Below are 17,116 nucleotides of genomic sequence, written 5' to 3' on the forward strand. Positions count from 1 at the left end.
GGGGTTGGGCCAGCCGTGCCCGGCGCAGGGATCAAGCCTGACCGCCCGGAGCCGGGCACGGCAGGCCCCACCCACCACCCGACACCGCAACAAACGGCAACGAGTTCAGGCAGCGGGCCCCACCCCCACGCACCCGACACCGCAACAAACGCTCAGACAGCACCCGCCGACGCCACAACAAACGGGAACGAGCTCGGCAGAGGGCCCCACTCGACACCGCAACAAACGCTCAGGCAGCGCCCACCCCCACCCACCTGGGCGCCACCAACGGGACTGTGGCAGGCCCACACCACCCCAGCCGATCAGGGCGAAGTCACACAGTCGGCCGAGATCCGCCGCCTGGCGAGAAAGAGCCCGCGCGGGTGTGCGTACGCCGGAAAGGAACTGCCCCGCCGGCGGGGCAGGCGGGGCAGCGACGTGCGGAAGTGGGACGGACGTCAGGACGGTTCGCGGGCGCAGATGAAGCGCGGCTCGGCGTCGTAGCGCCAGGTGAACTTCTCCCGCTTCACGACCTTGCCGTCCTTTTTGATGACCCGGAAGGCGTCCTGGGTGAAGCCCTGGCTGCCGCTGGCGGGGATGCAGGTGGGGCCCGGCTCAAGATAGACGGTCTTCGGCTGGGTGATGTTGCGCCGCGGGCTGTACTCCGTCTTCACGCTGTCCCAGATCTTAGTGCTCCAGATGGACACCGTGATGGAACTGGACGTGTACGAGGTGTCGATCAGGACGCCGTACTCGGTGTTGTTGCGGAACTTGAAGTCCAGGTCCGGCCAGAAGATGGTCGACTCGATGACCGCCGGGTACCGGCTGAACCAGTACGAGTGCGGCTTGTGCTCGACGTCCTCCAGGCCCGCGTAGTAGGTCGCGTTGAACAGCGTGGTGGTGAACTGCGAGGTGCCGCCGCCCACGCCCGGCACCAGCTTGCCGTTCAGGATGACCGGGGCGTCCCGGTAGCCCTGGGCGTAGCCGCGCTCGCCGGTGTGCCCGTTGAGCGAGAACGTCTCGCCGGGCAGTACGACCGTGCCGTCCACGTCCTTGGCGATCGTGATGATGTTCTGGCTGCGCGGCGAGGAGAGCCCACCGGTGAACCGGGTGGTGAACGTGGACACCCGCTCCTTGATGCCGAGCCCGGCCAGCTTCTCCGCGGTCAGCTCCGGCTCGGCCGGCTTCAGCTCGCCGCTGACCTTCCGGTCCTCCGCCTTCGGCAGCACGGCCAGCAGGTCGCGGCCGAGGGCGGCGCTGTCGATCTGCTGCCCCGGCTTGCCGTCGACGACCTTCGGCTTGCCCCCGGAGATGGTCATCCGGGCGTCCTTCGGCGGAACCTCGATCGCCGCCAGGTCGTCGCCGAGCGCGGCGCGCAGCCGCTTCACGTCGACCTGCGGGGTCAGTTTGCCGGCCTTGTCGGCGGTGAACCGGAGGCTCCTCGCGATCGCCTTCGGCGGGATCTGCACGGAACCCTTGTCGGTGGTGAGCGTGACGGGCGCGGCGACGGCCGGCTCCGCCAGCTCGGCGACCAGCCGGTCCACCTCTTCGGCGGTGGTCACCGGGTGCGTCTCGACCAGCGGCACGGTCACCGGCTGGCGGCTCAGCCAGCCCTCCCGCACCACCTGCGCGGAGCGCTCCGGATCCAGCGCGAGGCTCGGCTTCGGGTGCACCGCCTTCGGCGTGGTGCCCTTCCAGGTGATCGCCGGCATCGTCATCTTCCGGCCCTGGTCGCCGACCGCCTTCTTCAGGGCGGTGTCGAGGCGGGCGACGTCCACGGTCACCACCGGCTGCACCGCGCGGGACCCGACGAGCCGGTCGACCGCGTGCGCGTCCGCCTCGGCGGCCGCCGCCACGGTGGCGTCGACGTCGACGGCCAGGCCGACCTCGGCCGGGACGATCTCGGCGGTCCGCTCGCCGACGCGTACCGACAGGGGGGCCGCGAGTTCGGCGGCGCGGCGGTCCAGCGCCGCCCGCAGTTCCCGGGCGGCGTCCGCGCGGCTCCGGCCGCCGAGCTCCGCCCCGAGCACCGTCGTCCCGCGGGGCACGTCACCGGCGTACGCGTAGGCGCCCACCCCCGCCACGGAGGCCAGCACCGCCGTGGCGACACCGGCGGCGAGCAGCAGGCGGACCCGGCGGGACCGGGACCCCCCGCCCGGCCGGCCGGCGGGCACGACGGGTGCCGGCTCGTCACCCGGCCAGGTCACCGCGGTGACCTGCACGGTGGGCCGGTCGTCGGCGGGTGGGCTCTTCTCGCCGTACAGCGTCACGGTCACCTCGATAAGGGCATACCACAAAGGGGGGAGCGCTCGCCCCGCCCGGAAGACACCTACGGTAACCGGCGGTCCGGCGCGGCGGCAGTCTGCGCCCCTCCCGTTGCGGCGGCGCGTGTCGCGCGGCGGGCCGGTGGGGGCCGCCCGGGCGCGGGGCGCGGCGGCGGCCATGGCACGGTAGGGACATGCGAGCGGACGAGGCGGTCCTGGCGTACGGCGGCGGTTGGCTGGACCGGGCGGGGGAGTTGCGCGCCGACCCGGAGCGGATCGCGGCGCTGATGGCAGACCCGGGCAGCGTCGTCCTGCCGCTCTGGCGGGACCGCTGCCTGGTCACGGAGGACGTGCCGGTGCGGTTGACCGGCGACCTGGCGGCCCGGGTGCTCGCCGTCGCCGACGAGACCGCCTTCCTGGGCATGGGCGACGACACGTCGGCCGTCTTCGCGGTGGACCTCTCCGGCCTGTCCGAGGCCGCCGCCGTCGAGGCGGCCGGGGCGGGCGCCGCCGTGGACGTCCGGGCGTTGGTCGGCCGGCTCGGTCCGGCCGAGGCGGCCGTCCAGGCGTACGCGCGGGGGCTGCTGCACTGGCACCGGCAGCAGCGCTTCTGCGGCGCCTGCGGGGCGTCGACCGTCGCCCGGGGCGGGGGACACGTCCGGTCCTGCACCGGGGCGGACTGCGGCCGGCTCCTCTTTCCCCGGATCGAACCGGCGGTCATCGTGCTGGTCGAGGCGCCCGGCGCACCGGACCGCTGCCTGCTGGCCCGGCACGCGGGCGCGCGGGAGGGGGCGTACTCGACGCTCGCCGGCTTCGTGGAGGTGGGCGAGAGCCTGGAGGACGCCGTCCGGCGGGAGATGGCCGAGGAGGCCGGGGTAACGGTGACCGACCTGACGTACGTGGGCTCGCAGGCGTGGCCGTTCCCGGCGGGACTGATGGTGGGATTCCGGGCCACCGCCGCGTCCGAGGAGGTGCGGGTGGACGGCGAGGAGCTGCTGGAGGCGCGCTGGTTCACCCGGGACGAGCTGCGTGAACGGGTGGCCGCCGGGCGACCGCTCGGCCGGGTCGACTCGATCGACCACCACCTGCTCCAGTCCTGGCTCGCCGCCGGAGCCTGACTCACTCCACAAGCACGGCGACGGGCGCGGACGGCGGGCCCGTGTCGACGCCGTCGGTGGCCGCGACCCGGAACTCGTAGCGGTGGCCCCGGGTCAGCAGTACGGCGGTGAAGTCGGTTCCGGCCACGGGGTACGGATCCGTCCGCCAGCTCGTGCCGGACGTGACATCCCGGAGCTGGACGCGGTAGGCGAGGCCAGGGCCGGCCGGACGCCAGCTCAGCCGCGCCTCACCGTTGCCGCCCGCCGTCACCGCCAGCCCGCCCGGCGTGGGCAGCCGCGGCGTGGCCCGGACCGGCCTGCTCAGCCGACCCGGACCGGCCTGGTTGGCGGCGGCGACCGCGAACTCGTACTCGTGGCCGTTGCGCAGCTGGTGGATGGTGGCCTCGGTGCCCTGCACGGCCACCTTCTCCTCGGTGAAGTCCCGCTCTCCGGCGGTGAGGTCCCGTCGGTAGACGCGGTGCCATCCGCCGGGGTTGGTCGAGCGCCAGGCCAGCTCCACCTGACCCGGCCCGACCTTCGTCACCCGCAGGCCGGCCGGCACCACCTCCGGCGCGGTGAACCGCGCCCGGGCCCGGACCGGCGGGGAGAGGGGCCCCTCGCCGCCGCTGTTCACGGCGCTGACCGCGAACTCGTACTCGTGGTCGTGTCGGAGGTGCCGGGCGAGGTGGTTCGCCCTGGTGTCCAGCGACGGCGAACCGAGGCGGGTCTCGCCCGCCGTCACGTCCCGTCGGTAGACGCGGTAGGAGACGCCCGGTCCGAGGCCGGCCCAGTTGAGCCGGATGTCGCCGTCCGGCTGGGGGCTGGCGGTCGGCCGGGCCGGCGCGGCCGGCGGGGTGACGAAGGCGGTGGCCCGGACCGGCGCGGAGGGTTGGCTGTCCCCGCCGCCGCCGACCGCGACGACGGTGAACTCGTACGTCCGCGCGTGCCACAGCGAGTCGACGGTCGCGCTGGTGCCGGTGAACGTGCCGACCAGGGCCGGTGCCCGCTGACCCGATGTGACGTCGCGCTGGTACAGCCGGAACAGTTGGACGAACGGCAGCGGGTCCCACCGCACCGCGACGTCCCCGGTCCGCCCGGCCGCAGCCCGTAGCCCGCCGGGCGGCGCAGGTGGCGGCACGGTGGCGGTCATCCGCGCCACCGGCGACGGCGGGCCTTCGCCCCGGCGCCCGAGCGTGGTCACCCGGAACTCGTACTCGTGCCCGTTGACGAGGAAGTCGGCGGAGAAGCGGGCCTCGGCGGTCGGCTCGCCGATGCGGACGAAGTGGGTCTGGCCGGCGGTCACGTCTCGCCGGTGGACCAGGTAACGCGGCTCGTCATCGGCCCTGACGGGGCGCCAGCGCAGCTCGGCGTTGCCCGCACCCCGGGCGTCGGCGGTGAGCGCGGCCGGAGCCGGTGGCACGTCGGCCCGGTCCGGCCGGGGGCGGGGCCAGTCGACCTCGACGAAACGCGGCCGGTAGACGCCGGCGTCGGCATACGTCACCGCGTCGTCGACGTTGTTGACGTTGTACGAGATCAGCAGCTTTCCCGGACGGGCCAGATCGGGGTGCAGGTCGGCGTCGTAGACGAGGTGCCCGGCGTCGGTCTCCGCGGCGCTGTGCAGGTAGTCCGGTCCGTCGAACGGCCCCGTCGGCCCGGCGGCGGAGTAGGCCACGAGGTCGCCGCTGAACACGAGGTTGTTCTCGTGGGTCACGAGCACGTACCGGTCCCCGACCCGCTGCACGCCGTACGACGTGCCGACGCCGCTGAGGACGCGGGCGGACCGGTCCACCTCGGGCGCCCAGCCGCTGCCCGTCCAGAACTCCCACGGGCCCGTGAGGTCGTCCCCGGCGACCCGGGCCACGTGCGCGAACTTGGTCTCGCCGCTCGCCTCGGTGCCGTAGATCCAGGTGTGCCCGCCGTCGCGGAGCAGCGCGGAGCCCCAGGAGATCCGCTGCCCCAGCGGCAGCGGCCGGACGGCGGTGGGAGCCAGGCCGGGTAACGCGAAGGTGGCCAGCGACGTGCCCAGCAGGACGTGGTCCAGCGGGCCGGCGCCGGTCCGGCGGTAGCGGTTGACCAGCAGCTGGAGGCTCTGGCCGACGACCTGGGCGTCGCCGACCCAGTAGAACTGGTCGGCGGCCGGTGGTGGCACCAGCGAGGCGGGCTCCTCGGCGGTGCCGCCGTGCACGGTCTCGCGCAGCTCGTCGCCCTGCTGCACGACCATCGAGTTGTTGATGAACGACGCGGTGTCGGGCCGGGAGCCGTCCGGATCGACCGGGCCGAGGAAGGTGTCGGAGAAGAGCCAGAGCAGCCGGCCGTCGGGGAGCCGGACGGAGGCTGTCCGGTCGGCGCCGTTCCACCTGCCCGAGGTGTCGCCGTAGCGGTCGAAGAGGGCGGTGAGCCGCTCGGCCGACATGCCGCCCTCGGCCCGCGCAGGGCCCGGAACGCCGGCGGTCAGGGTGACCACCAGCGCGGCGGCGTACAGCACGAGCAGCCAGCGGGTGTGCGGACGGTCTTCGCGTCGGCGGGATCCGGTCGTGGTCATGCGGACGCTCACCAGAAACCCCCGTCTCCTGGTTATCCGTCCCGCACTGTGCCATGTGCTCCCGCTGGGTGGGTAGTGGCCGTCCGGGTGGGTTTCGACCTGTCGCCGCGTTCGTGAGCCATTGTCAGCAGCCCGGTCGCCACGGCGGTGACTGCCGCCGTCACCAGGGCCGCCCCGGCGATCCCGGCGATGGTCCGTGGCACGACGGTCGCGACCGCGGCCACGTACACCACCGTCGACAGCCACAGTGGAGCGGCGGGCCACCGGGCCGATGCCGCGACCCGGGCGTTCACCAGGATGAAGACCACCGCGTACAGGGCGCCGGTGGCGGCGAAGAGCGGGGCGTAGCGGCCGGACCCGGCGTACGCCGGGCCACCGGCCAGGCGAAAGGCGAGCCCGCCGGCCAGCGCCGAGCCCAGCACCAGCACCGCCCCGGCGCCGGCGACCAGGGCCAGCGCGGTGACCAGGGCGCGGCGGTCACCCTTCGCCAGGCGGGGCAGCGCGATCACGGTCACCACCTGCGGCGCCCAGAGGGCGCCCTTGGTCAGCACCGTGCCGACGGCGTAGGTGCCGGAGACGTCCGGCGGTAGGAAGCGGCGGGCGAGCAGCAGGTCCACGTACGAGACGACCAGCATCGCCAGCGTGGCGCCGCTGGCGGTGAGCACGGTCCGGGTGGCGAGCGAGGGTGCCGTCGGGTCGATGCCGGAGCCCCGGTTGAGGCGTACCAGCAGGGCGAGCACCAGGACCGAGGTGACCGCCCCGGCCAGCAGCGACCCGGTGAGCCCGCCGCCGAGCGAGAGCCCCGCCACCATGCCCCCGTAGCGGCCGGCGCCGAGCAGCGCCATGCCGCCGGCGAGCCGCAGGAAACGCTGGTCGCCCTGCAACTCGCCGAGCCAGCGACCGGCCGCGACGACCGCCACGGTGAGCACGCCGAGCAGCAGCACCGCCGGGGCGGCCAGCCGGAGCTGCACGGCGGCCACCGGCAGCGTCACGGCGAGCAGCGCGGCGGTGACGACGAGCGTGAGCACGGTGGGTCGGGTGGTGGCGGCGTGGCCGTGGCGGGCCCGGTGCACGGCGACCGCGATCTGCAGCCCGGTGCCGGCCACACCGCCTATCGCGCCCAGCGCGAGGAGGGTGGCCAGCGCGCTCAGCTCCGCCGGGTCGAGGTGCCGGGCGCCGAGGACGGGCACCACGTAGGCCAGCCCGTTGACGAAGACACCGGCCAGCGTCACCGCCACCCCCGCGGTACCGAGACCGGTCGCCCGGCCGCGCCTGTCCGAATCCGTTCCCATCACCGCCCCGGGTCGCCGGCACCCCCGGCTGTGCGGCGGGCGCGCGTACAGTGGCGCCACGCCGGTGCCACGCCCGGTCAGCGTAGTGAGGAGGTCAACCCTGCGGGAGAGGTCGATGCTCGCCGGGCTCGGGTTGGCCGTCACCCTGCTGGTGCTGGCTCCGCTGGCGGCGCCCGGTTACGTGCTCAGTTACGACATGGTCTTCGTGCCGCACCAGCCGTGGCGCGCGGAACTCGTCGTCCCGTCCGACTCGCTGCCCCGGGCGGTGCCGTTGGACGCCCTGGTGTCGCTGGCCAGTCAGGTGGTGCCCGGTTGGCTGGTGCAGCGGCTGGTGCTGGTCGCGGTGCTGCTGCTCGCCACGGTCGGCGCCGGGCTGCTGGTGCCGGCGCGGCACCCGGTCACCCGGCTGGTGGCCGCCGTCGGGTACGCGTGGACGCCATACCTGGCGGAACGGCTGCTGATCGGGCACTGGGGACTGCTGCTGGCGTACGCGTCGCTGCCCTGGCTGGTGTCGGCGGTGATCCGGTTGCGGGCCGGTGGGCGGCGGGCGCTGCCGCTGCTGGTGCTGGCCGCGGTGCCCGCGGCGGTGACCCCGACCGGCGGCCTCATCGCCCTGGCCAGCACCGTCGTGCTGGTGCCGAGGCGGGCCGGGGGCCGGGTCGGGGCGGCCGCGGTGGGACTCGTGCTGCTGCTGAACGCGCCCTGGTTGGTGGCGGCGGCCCTGACCCGGGCGGATGCCCGGACCGACCCCGACGGGGTGGCGGCGTTCGCGGCGCGGGCGGAGAACTGGAGCGGCGCGCTCGGCGCGCTGGCCGGCACCGGCGGGATCTGGAACGCGCAGACGACGCCGGTGAGCCGCTCGTCCCCGCTGGCGCCGGTGGCCACCGCCGTCGTGCTGGCCGTGGCGGTCCTCGGCTACCAGGCGTTGAGCCGCCGGTGGTCGGGCGGGCTCGCGCACCGGCTCGCCGGGCTGGCGGCCGGCGGTTTCCTGCTCGCCGCTCTGGGCGTGCTGCCGGGCTTGAGCGGGCTGCTGGAGTGGTCGGTGGCCACGGTGCCCGGGGCCGGGGTGCTGCGCGACGGGCAGAAGTTCCTCGTCCCGTACGCCCTGCTGGTCGCCGTCGGGTTCGCGCTCGGGGTGGAGCGGCTGGCCGAGGCGGCGGGTCGGGCCGGTCGGGTGGGCGCGGGCGCGGTGCTCGCCGGGGCGCTGGTCCTGCCCGTGGTGGTGCTGCCGGACCTGGCGTTCGGCGCGGCCGGCCGGCTGCGACCGGTGGCCTATCCGGCGGACTGGAACGCCGTCGCCGCCCGCCTCGACGGCCGGCCGGGCGAGGTGCTCTCGCTGCCGTTCGGGGCCTACCGGGCGTACCCGTGGAACGGTGGTCGGACGGCGCTCGACCCGCTGCCCCGCTACGTCGACGCCGACGTCCTCGTCGACGACACGCTCTGGGTCGGCCCGAGCGAGGTGAGCGGGGAGAATCCGCGGGTGGCGCAGGTGCGGCGGGTGCTCGCCACCGGTGCTCCGGTGACGGCCACCGGTGTGCGCTGGGTGGTGGTGCAACGGGTGGTCGGCGGTCACCGGGTGGACCCGGCGACGCTGGTCGGGCTCCGCGAGGAGTACGCCGGCACGGACCTGACCCTGTACGAGAACCCGATGGCGGGCGGCTGACCGGCCGCGAGCGCGCCCACCGGCCCGTATCGATCGTCCTCGCGGCCCTCCCCACCGTCGCTACTTGGTGGTAACGTCCCGCGCACGCAGCTCACGAGGAGGAAGTCAGCACCATGCGCAGTGCTCTCTCGTTGGTTCTCGCCGGAGTGATCGCGGTCGCTCTCGGCGTCTTCGGGTCGGTGGCGCTGGCCACCACCCTCACCGGCACCTCGTCGTCCGAGGCCGCCAAGGCCGAGCAGTCCGCGCGGACCAGCTCGGACGGCGGCAGCGGCGGCGCCAACAAGCCGCTGGTCTACGGCGCGAGGTAGGACGGCTCCACCGGCTCCATCTGCTCCGCCGGCACCACCGCCCGAACGTTCGCGGCCCTCGCCACGAGGGCCGCGAATTTTTCGCCCGAGACCGGCCAGGTGAAGCGGGCCGCGTGCGCCCGCGCCGCCGCGCCCATCGCGGTACGCAGGGCGTCGTCGGTGAGCAGCACCCGCACCTTGGCGACGAAGTCGTCAACGTCGTCCGCGAGCAGGCCGGTCTCGCCGTCGACGAGTGCCTCCTCGACCCCGCCGGCGCCGCGGAACGCGACCGTCGGCGTGCCCACCGCCCCGGCCTCCACGATGGTCAGTCCCCAGCCCTCCTTCAGCGAGGGAGTGAGCGCGACCCACGCGCTGGCGAGCAGGTCCCCCTTCTCCGTGTCGCTGACGAAGCCGGTGAACCGGACCCGGTCGGTGATGCCCAGCTCGTCGGCGAGCCGGCGCAGGTGCGGCTCCCACCAGCCCTGGCCGGCGACCACGAGGGTGAGGCCGGGCAGTTCGCCGGCGAGCCCGGCGACCGCGTGCAGGGCCAGTTCGACCTGCTTGTGCGGCACCAGCCGGCCGAGCACCACCAGGGACGGGTGCGGGGTGCGCCGCACCGGCCCGACGGGCATGTCCGGCGTGCCGTTGTGCACGACGGCGATGCGGGCGAGGTCGATGCCGAGGGTGGCCAGCTCCCGGCGGGTGGCCTCGGAGACCGTCACGTACCGGCACCGGCGGTAGACGCGCGGGGCCAGCCAGGACTCCACCCACCAGCCGAAGCGGGCCAGCCAGCGGCCCAGCACCACGGGCCACTGCTCCCGGTGCACGTGGTGCACCAGCGCGATCACCGGGCAGAGGGCGTACAGGGCGGAGAGGAATGGCAGGCCGTTGCCCACGTCCACGATCACGTCCGGTCGGCCACCCCGGCGCCGGGCCAGCGGGCCGAGGCCCAGCGCTCCGGCCAGGTAGACCAACGCGGCACGCAGGTAGACGGTGTGCCGGCCGCCGCGACGCAGCACCCGCACCCCGTCGGCGGTGACCTCCTCGGCGGGGCCGGCGGAGTGTGTGGCGCAGAGCAGCGTGGCGCGGTGGCCCCGGCGTACGAGTTCCCCGGCGATCCGCTCGACGTACACCTCCGAGCCGCCGCCCTCCGGGTTCCGGGTGTCACGCCAGTTGAGGAAAAGTACGTGCCGGTTGGCGGCAGGCGGTGCTTCCACACTTACTCCTACTGCCGAGTAGTCTTCGCGTCGCGTCACACTATGGGCTTCGTCACGCCCCCCGCAATGCCCCATCGGAGGCGACATGCAGCAGGCGCCGGCCCGTCCGGAGCTGACCGATCGGCCGGACGACACATCGAGGAGGGTGTGGCGTCTTCGCTTGGTCGCGGTCTGTCTCGGTTTGTCGGCCCTGGCGTTCCTCCAGGATCCGGGCATGATCGTCATCGACACCAAGGTGGACCTGGCGGTCGATCCGGCCGGATGGTTGAGTCGTGCCCTGCACGTCTGGGACCCGGACGGGACCTTCGGCCAGCTCCAGAATCAGGCGTACGGCTACCTCTGGCCGATGGGCCCGTTCTTCCTCCTCGGCAAGCTGCTCGCCGTCCCGGCCTGGGTGGTGCAGCGGCTCTGGTGGGCGCTGCTCATGACGGTGGCCTGCACCGGCGTGGTCCGGTTGGCCGAGCGGCTGCACATCGGCACGCCGGGGGCCCGGCTGGTCGCCGGGGTCGCCTTCGCGCTCTCCCCCCGGCTGGTCACCGAGCTCGGCCCGATCTCGGTGGAGGCGTGGCCGAGCGCCCTCGCCCCCTGGGTGCTGGTGCCCCTGGTGGGGCTGGCCCGGGGCGGGTCGGTGCGCCGCGCGGTCACCCGGTCCGCCCTGGTGGTGGCGTGTGCCGGGGGCGTCAACGCGACGGCGGTGCTGGCCGTCGTGCCGCTGGCCGGCCTCCTGCTGGTCGGCCTGCACCCGTTCCGGCTGCGGATCAGGGCATTGGCCGCCTGGGGCCTGGCGGTGGGCGCGGCGACCGCCTGGTGGCTGGTGCCCCTGCTCCTGCTGGGCCGGTACAGTCCGCCGTTCCTCGACTACATCGAGACGGCGCCGGTCACCACCGCACCCACCGACACGACCACCGTGCTGCGCGGCGCCTCGCACTGGCACGCGTACCTCAACGGCGCGTACGGGCCACCCTGGTCTGCCGGCTGGCGGCTGGCCACCGAGCAACCGCTGGTCGTCGCGACCCTGGTGGTCGCCGGCCTCGGCCTGGTCGGCCTGGCCCGGCGGGGCATGCCGCACCGGCGTCTCCTGGTCACGGGCCTGCTGGTCGGGCTGGCCCTGGTCGGGCTCGGTCACGTCGGCGCGGTCGACGGGCTGGGCGCGCAGACGCAGCGGGACTTCCTCGACGCAGCCGGCGCACCGCTGCGCAACGTGCACAAGTTCGACGTGGTGCTCCGGCTGCCGCTCATCCTCGGCCTGGCCCACCTGCTCGGGCTGGTGGCGCGGGCGGCCCGGGCGGCCGACCGGCCCGACCTGAACCCGGGCCTGCCCCGCCTGCTCCAGCCGGTGCGGCTGCGCGCCAACCTGGTCACCGGCACCGCCCTCGTCGCGGTCGCCGGGGTGGCCGCGCCGGCGCTGGCCGCCGGGCTGCCCGCCCAGGGCAGCTTCCGCGAGGTGCCCGGCTACTGGCACCAGGCGACGTCCTGGCTGGACCGCAACCTCGGCATGGACCGCGTGCTGGTGGTGCCCGCCGCCCGGTTCCCCCGCTACCTCTGGGGCAGCCCGAGCGACGAGGTCACCCAGCCCCTGCTGGAGAGCAGCTGGGCGGTGCGCAGCTCCGTGCCGCTCACCCCGCCGGGCACGATCCGCCTGCTCGACACCGTCGAGGCCGCGCTGGCCAACGGCGAGGGCTCCGCCGGGCTGGCCGACCTGCTCGCCCGCTCGGGCGTGCGCTTCCTGCTGCTCCGCTCCGATCTCGACTACGGGCGCTCCGGGGCCACCCAGCCGGTGGTGGTCCGGCAGGCGCTGCAACGCTCGCCCGGCATCCGTGCGGTGCGCGCCTTCGGGCCGGAGGTCGGCGGCGGCCAGTTGCCCGGCAACTTCGTCGACCACGGGCTGGACGTGAGGGTCCGGGCGCTGGAGGTGTACGAGGTCGAGAAGCCGGTCAGCCCGGTCGTCGCGTACGACACGAAGGGGCTCACCACGGTGGTGGGCGGGCCGGAGTCGCTGCTCCAGATCGCGGCGGCCGGCCGGCTCTCGGACGCCCCGACGGTGCTGGCGGGGGACCGGCCGGCGGGGCTGGCCGGCAGCCCGGTGGTGCTCACCGACGGGTTGCGCCGGCGTGAGGTCGCGTTCGGACAACCGCACGACAACGCCTCGGCGACCATGACGCCCGCCGACGAGTCGCGGCTCGGCGCGCCCGCCCGGGACTACCTGCCGCCGTGGGGCGAGGACCAGGCGACCACCGCGCGCTACCTCGGCATCGAGTCGGTGACCGCGTCGAGCTCCTGGTCGGACGCCCAGCCGTTGGTCGGCGGCCGGCCGGCGCACCAGCCGTACGCGGCGCTCGACGGCAGCCTCGCCACCTCCTGGCGCTCGGCGCCGGGCACCCTGGCCACCGAGCAGTGGCTGGAGGTGGAGTTGACCGAGCCGCAGGTGGTCCGCGACGTGCGGCTCACCTTCGACACCGGCGCCGACTCCCTGCCCACCCGGATCACCGTCGCCGCGGGCAACCAGCAGGCGGTGGTGGAGAACCCGGGCCAGAGCGTGCAGGTCACGGTGCCCGCCGGCCACCCGACCCGCCGGGTCCGGGTCTCCGTCGACCAGGTCTTCGACATCCGGGCCGGCTTCGGCGGCGTCGGCATCGCCGAGCTGTCCATCCCCGGCCTGCGGGTCGAGCGGACCCTGGCCGTGCCCGCGCCGCCGGCCAGCGCCGCCCCGGCCGCCGTGGTGCTCACGGCCGCCGCCGGCGCCTCGCCCTGCGTCTTCGACGAGGGCCGACCGATCTGCGACGGCGGGCTCGCCCGGGAGTCCGAGGACGGCGACCGGATCGACCGTACGCTGAGCCTGCCGATCGCCGCCGACTACGACGTGGCGCTGCGGGTGCGCCCCCGGGCGGGGAGCGCCCTGAACGCGTTGCTCGACGGCGGTGGCGAGGCGGCCGCCGCGCGCGGCATCACTCCGGCGGTCGCCGCCTCCAGCATCGGGGTTCCCCACCCCGCGGCCCGGCCGGGCGCGGTCGTCGACGGCGACCCGGCGACCACGTGGTACGCCGCCGCGTCGGACCGGCAACCGTGGCTGCGTTTGACCTGGCCCAAGGCGCGCCAGATCGCCGGGCTGAAGGTGACCCTGCCACCCACGGCAGCGGCCGCCCGCCCGTGGCAGGCGACCGTGATCGGGGACGGCGGCATGCGCGGCGGCGTCTTCGACGAGGGCGGCAGCCTGGTCTTCGACCGGCCGCTGAAGACCGACCAGATCACCGTGCTGATCTCCGACGTCGTGCCGGCCAACACCTTCGACCCGTACCGGCGGTTGTCGCGGAGCCTGCCCGTCGGCGTGGGCGAGCTGATCGTGCTGCCCGAGGGCCCGGTGCTGCGCAACGACCCGGAGGAGCACGTCACGCTTCCCTGCGGCACCGGGCCGACCGTCGAGGTCGGGACCCACCGGCGCCGGACGGCGCTGGTGGCGAGCCGGCGGGAGTTGGTGGAGCTGCGCGAGGTGGACGCGGTGCTCTGCGGCGCCCGTGCGGAGGACCCGCTGCCGCTGGCCGGCGGGGAGGTGCGGGTGGTGGCGGCGGCGAGCCGCCTGGCAACGCCGACCCGGCTCGTCCTCACCCCCGACGCCGTCGTCCCGGGGCCCACCGCCGGCGGCGCGGCCGGCACGGCGGGCGCGCCGGAGGCCACCCAGACCCCGGTCCGGGTGGACGGCTGGGCGGCCACCCGGCGGTCGCTGCACCTGGATGCGTATCCGGGCCAGCGGGTGCTGGCCCTGCGGGAGAACGCCAACGCGGGGTGGGAGGCCACCGCGGGCGGCAGGCGGCTCACCCCGTTCGTGGTGGACGGCTGGCAGCAGGGCTGGCTGGTGCCGGCCGGCTTCTCCGGCGAGGTGCTGCTCCGGTTCGCCCCGGACGACGGCTACGTCGTGGCGCTGGGCGTCGGCGCGATCCTGCTGGGCGGGGTCGGGGTGGCCGCCGCGTTGCCGAGCCGGCGGGTCCCGCCACCGCTGGCGGCTCCGGCGCGCCGCCGCCGGCACCGACTGCTCGCCCTGGTCTTCGGTGGGGCGGCGCTGCTGCTGTTCGGTGGCCTGGCGGCGGTCGCGGTCGCGATGCTGGCGGCGGCCGGTGTGCTGGCCGGTCACGTGCTGGAGCCGCAGCTGCACCCGCCGGACCGGCGCCGGCTGCACCGGCTGTACCGGGTGGCCGGACGGTGGCTGCCGGTGGGCTGCTTCGCGCTGGCCGGCTGGTACGCGGTGACCCGCGGCGGGCACACCGCCGCGGCGCCTCAGCTGGCGGCGGTCGCGGCCGTGACGGTGCTCTGGTTCTCGGTCGTGCTCCCGCCGCGGCGCGGCCACGGCCCGTTCCAGCGTTGGAAGGGGCGCTCGACGGCGTAGTAACTGAGCGCGGCGAGCACCAGCCCGCCGGCGACGGTGAGCAGGAAGATCTGGCCCGTGTCGCCGGTGAAGTTCGGCCGGTCGGTGAGGAGGTAGACCCCCTCCAGCACGAAGGGGTGCCAGAGGAACAGCCCGTAGGAGACCCGACCGAGCCACCGGCCGACGACGCCGCCGAGGACGGCCTTGGTCCGGGTGTCCGGCCCGAACGCCACCGGCAGCACCAGCATCACCGCCACCACGGCGTACAGCGCCATCTTCAGTCCGAACTGGGCGGCGGTGGGTTCGGCCAGGTCCCGGGGCCCGGCGATCGGCGTGGTGGCGACGGCCAGCGCGGCGAGCGCGACCGACCAGCACGCCAGCGGCGCCGTGCCGAGGTCGTCCAGCCACCGCCACCGGTGCCCGGTGCCGGTGCGCAGCGACACGTGGACGGTGGCCAGCGCCATGCCGGCGCCGAACCAGCCGGCGTAGGACGGCAGCCACATCGTGTGCAGGCCCAGGTCGAGCAGGCCGAGCCCCATCAGGGCCACCCAACCGGCGGTGACCGCCAGCCCCGCCACGACGATGACGACGGTCGCCCGGCCGGGACGCCAGCGGCGGCCGAGCAGGAGCGCGGCCAGCAGCGGGAGCAGCAGGTAGAAGGCCGCCTCGGTGGCGAGGCTCCACGTCTGGCTGAGGCCGTGCCGCAACTGCCGGGGCTCGTAGATCTGGGCCAGCGTCAGGTGCCGCCACCAGTCGCCGGTGGACGCCGGCCGGTTCTGCGGCAGCACCAGCAGGCAGACCACCACGGTCACCCAGTACGCGGGCAGGATCCGGGTCGCGCGCCGCCACAGGTAGCGCCGGGCGGACGGGGGCCGCTGCCGGGTTGCCAGCGAGTGCGCGTACGGGCGGAAGAGCAGGAACCCGGAGAGCACGAAGAAGACGGCGACGCCCACGTCGAGCCGGGACAGCCAGCTGCCCAGCCCCGAGTCGTTGGTGTTCGCGCCCGTGGCGAACCCGACGTGGTGCCCGACGACGGCCAGCGCGCCGATCACCCGTACGGCGTCGAGCGCGGGCAGCCGGCGGAGGCCCTGATCGGTGGTTGGCGCAGACATCAACCGTCCAGAGGGTCGCGTGAATATGTAACCCGGGAGTAACCTGCGGCCAAGTTTAGGGACAGGACCCCCTCGCCGGACACCGGCTGACTGTCTTTGTTGGGAGGATCAGTGAAGGCTCGCCTGGGCGCCGTGCTGTTCGGGATAGGCGTCTTGTGTCTCGTGCTCGCCGCGGGAGCGGCGTTCTTCGTGGCACCTACGGTGACGAAACTGCCGTACGACCTCACGCTCTGCAACGCGGAGGGTAAGCCCGAGGGCTGCCTGAAGCCGAGCGTAGCGGTGGCGGAGAACGCGAAGTTCCTGCAGCTGAAGAAGGACGCCCCGCCGACGGTCCAGACCGGCACGCTGGAGGCCACCACCGAGGTGGCGCCGCAGGCCGGCGTCACCGAGGCGGAGATGACCGGCGACCTGGAGGGCAAGGCGGTCGTCTGGGGGGCGTACGGCACGGTCAAGTGGACCCAGACCGGTGAGGTGATCAGCCAGTACTCCGCGGAGCTGGCGCTGGACCGGTCGACCGCTGCCGCGGTCGAGTGGGACAAGCAGTTCCTCCAGGCCGACGGGCCGGAGGGGCCGAGCGAGGTCACCTTCGGCGGGCAGGTCTACAAGTTCCCGTTCCACACCGAGCGCAAGGACTACGAGTACTTCGACCGTGACGTGCGCAAGGCGCTGCCGATCCGGTTCGACGGCACCGAGAAGGTCGACGGCATCGAGGCGTACCGGTTCCAGCAGGTCATCGAGGAGACCGACCTGGGCCTGCCGGCCGACCGGGTCAGCGGCCTGCTCGGGGCGTTCGCGCCGGGCGCGACCAGCGGCAAGGTGATGTACAGCAACACCCGCACCATCTGGGTCGAGCCGGTCAGCGGCAACTTCGTCAAGGTGCGGGAGCAGCAGAAGAAGACGCTGGTGCCGGACCAGGGCACGGCCACCGCGCTGCTGGACGCCGACTTCGTCTACACCGACCAGACCATCGCCAACAGCGTGGAGTCCGCCGGGAGCAACCGGGACAAGCTGCAGTTGATCGGTCGGACCATCCCGCTCGCGCTGGCGGTCGTCGGTGCGCTGGCGCTGCTCGTCGGCCTCTGGCTGGTGCTCTCGGGCCGGCGGGCCACCGCCGCCGCGCGGCACCGCGCCGACGACAGCGACGCCGCCGCGTCGGGAGAGCAGCAGGAGGTCACGTCCGGGGCGCCCGTGCGGGGCGCCGACGGCGAGGCCGGGGGCCGGTAGCAGGTCGTCGGGCGTGGGGCCCCCGGGGCGGGGGGGGGCGGGGGTCAGAAATCAGGGTTGGGGGGCGGGGTGCGACACGCGC

10 protein-coding genes are annotated in these 17,116 nt (G+C 74.8%); 5 read left to right on the forward strand and 5 right to left on the reverse strand.

Annotated features, from left to right (window positions below; all coding sequences use genetic code 11):
• Window positions 1-437: 437 nt before the first annotated feature.
• On the reverse strand, window positions 438-2,255 hold the full coding sequence (locus AB0L34_RS26275) for a VanW family protein (RefSeq protein WP_363707476.1): 1,818 nt from the start codon (window positions 2,253-2,255) through the stop codon (window positions 438-440).
• Between the two features lie 182 nt (window positions 2,256-2,437).
• On the opposite strand from AB0L34_RS26275, the gene nudC reads away from it, so the two are divergent.
• Window positions 2,438-3,361: an NAD(+) diphosphatase gene (gene nudC / locus AB0L34_RS26280; RefSeq protein ID WP_363707478.1), complete on the forward strand. Its 924-nt coding sequence runs from the start codon at window positions 2,438-2,440 to the stop codon at window positions 3,359-3,361.
• Window position 3,362: 1 nt separating this feature from the next.
• On the opposite strand, the gene AB0L34_RS26285 is transcribed toward nudC, so the two are convergent.
• Entirely contained in the window at window positions 3,363-5,882 is a 2,520-nt protein-coding gene (locus AB0L34_RS26285) for a fibronectin type III domain-containing protein (protein ID WP_363707480.1), read from the reverse strand.
• A 32-nt stretch (window positions 5,883-5,914) separates the two neighbouring features.
• Window positions 5,915-7,174 (reverse strand): polysaccharide biosynthesis protein, encoded by a 1,260-nt coding sequence (locus AB0L34_RS26290; RefSeq protein ID WP_363707482.1) that lies wholly within the window; start codon window positions 7,172-7,174, stop codon window positions 5,915-5,917.
• Between the two features lie 115 nt (window positions 7,175-7,289).
• Here AB0L34_RS26290 and AB0L34_RS26295 point away from each other — a divergent pair, with 115 nt between their 5' ends.
• Both AB0L34_RS26295 and AB0L34_RS26300 read left to right on the forward strand, forming a co-directional pair.
• On the forward strand, window positions 7,290-8,837 hold the full coding sequence (locus AB0L34_RS26295) for a hypothetical protein (protein ID WP_363707484.1): 1,548 nt from the start codon (window positions 7,290-7,292) through the stop codon (window positions 8,835-8,837).
• 113 nt (window positions 8,838-8,950) lie between these two features.
• Window positions 8,951-9,145, forward strand: coding sequence for a hypothetical protein (locus AB0L34_RS26300; protein ID WP_350709619.1), 195 nt, complete (start codon window positions 8,951-8,953; stop codon window positions 9,143-9,145).
• On the opposite strand, the gene AB0L34_RS26305 is transcribed toward AB0L34_RS26300, so the two are convergent.
• Complete coding sequence (locus AB0L34_RS26305) at window positions 9,130-10,341, reverse strand: glycosyltransferase family 4 protein (protein WP_363707486.1); 1,212 nt, start codon at window positions 10,339-10,341, stop codon at window positions 9,130-9,132. The genes AB0L34_RS26300 and AB0L34_RS26305 overlap by 16 nt on opposite strands.
• Before the next feature lie 85 nt (window positions 10,342-10,426).
• Between AB0L34_RS26305 and AB0L34_RS26310 the strand changes: the two genes are divergently transcribed.
• The gene (locus AB0L34_RS26310) at window positions 10,427-14,719 is read left to right on the forward strand and encodes an alpha-(1->3)-arabinofuranosyltransferase (RefSeq protein ID WP_363707488.1); all 4,293 of its coding nucleotides are present in this window, start codon (window positions 10,427-10,429) and stop codon (window positions 14,717-14,719) included.
• On the opposite strand, the gene AB0L34_RS26315 is transcribed toward AB0L34_RS26310, so the two are convergent.
• Window positions 14,611-15,810: an acyltransferase gene (locus tag AB0L34_RS26315; protein ID WP_363707490.1), complete on the reverse strand. Its 1,200-nt coding sequence runs from the start codon at window positions 15,808-15,810 to the stop codon at window positions 14,611-14,613. The two genes, AB0L34_RS26310 and AB0L34_RS26315, sit on opposite strands and share 109 nt — an antisense overlap.
• Window positions 15,811-15,921: 111 nt before the next feature.
• On the opposite strand from AB0L34_RS26315, the gene AB0L34_RS26320 reads away from it, so the two are divergent.
• The gene (locus AB0L34_RS26320) at window positions 15,922-17,034 is read left to right on the forward strand and encodes a DUF3068 domain-containing protein (RefSeq protein WP_363707492.1); all 1,113 of its coding nucleotides are present in this window, start codon (window positions 15,922-15,924) and stop codon (window positions 17,032-17,034) included.
• The last annotated feature ends 82 nt before the right edge of the window (window positions 17,035-17,116 follow it).

The organism is Micromonospora sp. NPDC052213, assembly GCF_040679695.1.
Lineage (GTDB): Bacteria > Actinomycetota > Actinomycetes > Mycobacteriales > Micromonosporaceae > Micromonospora.

Bases quoted from the DNA above. Each gene is read 5' to 3' on its own strand.
- AB0L34_RS26310 (WP_363707488.1), top strand. From the start codon at position 10,427: ATGCAGCAGGCGCCGGCCCGTCCGGAGCTGACCGATCGGCCGGACGAC.
- AB0L34_RS26290 (WP_363707482.1), bottom strand. From the start codon at position 7,174: ATGGGAACGGATTCGGACAGGCGCGGCCGGGCGACCGGTCTCGGTACC.
- AB0L34_RS26300 (WP_350709619.1), top strand. From the start codon at position 8,951: ATGCGCAGTGCTCTCTCGTTGGTTCTCGCCGGAGTGATCGCGGTCGCT.
- AB0L34_RS26295 (WP_363707484.1), top strand. From the start codon at position 7,290: ATGCTCGCCGGGCTCGGGTTGGCCGTCACCCTGCTGGTGCTGGCTCCG.
- AB0L34_RS26285 (WP_363707480.1), bottom strand. From the start codon at position 5,882: ATGACCACGACCGGATCCCGCCGACGCGAAGACCGTCCGCACACCCGC.
- nudC (WP_363707478.1), top strand. From the start codon at position 2,438: ATGCGAGCGGACGAGGCGGTCCTGGCGTACGGCGGCGGTTGGCTGGAC.
- AB0L34_RS26315 (WP_363707490.1), bottom strand. From the start codon at position 15,810: ATGTCTGCGCCAACCACCGATCAGGGCCTCCGCCGGCTGCCCGCGCTC.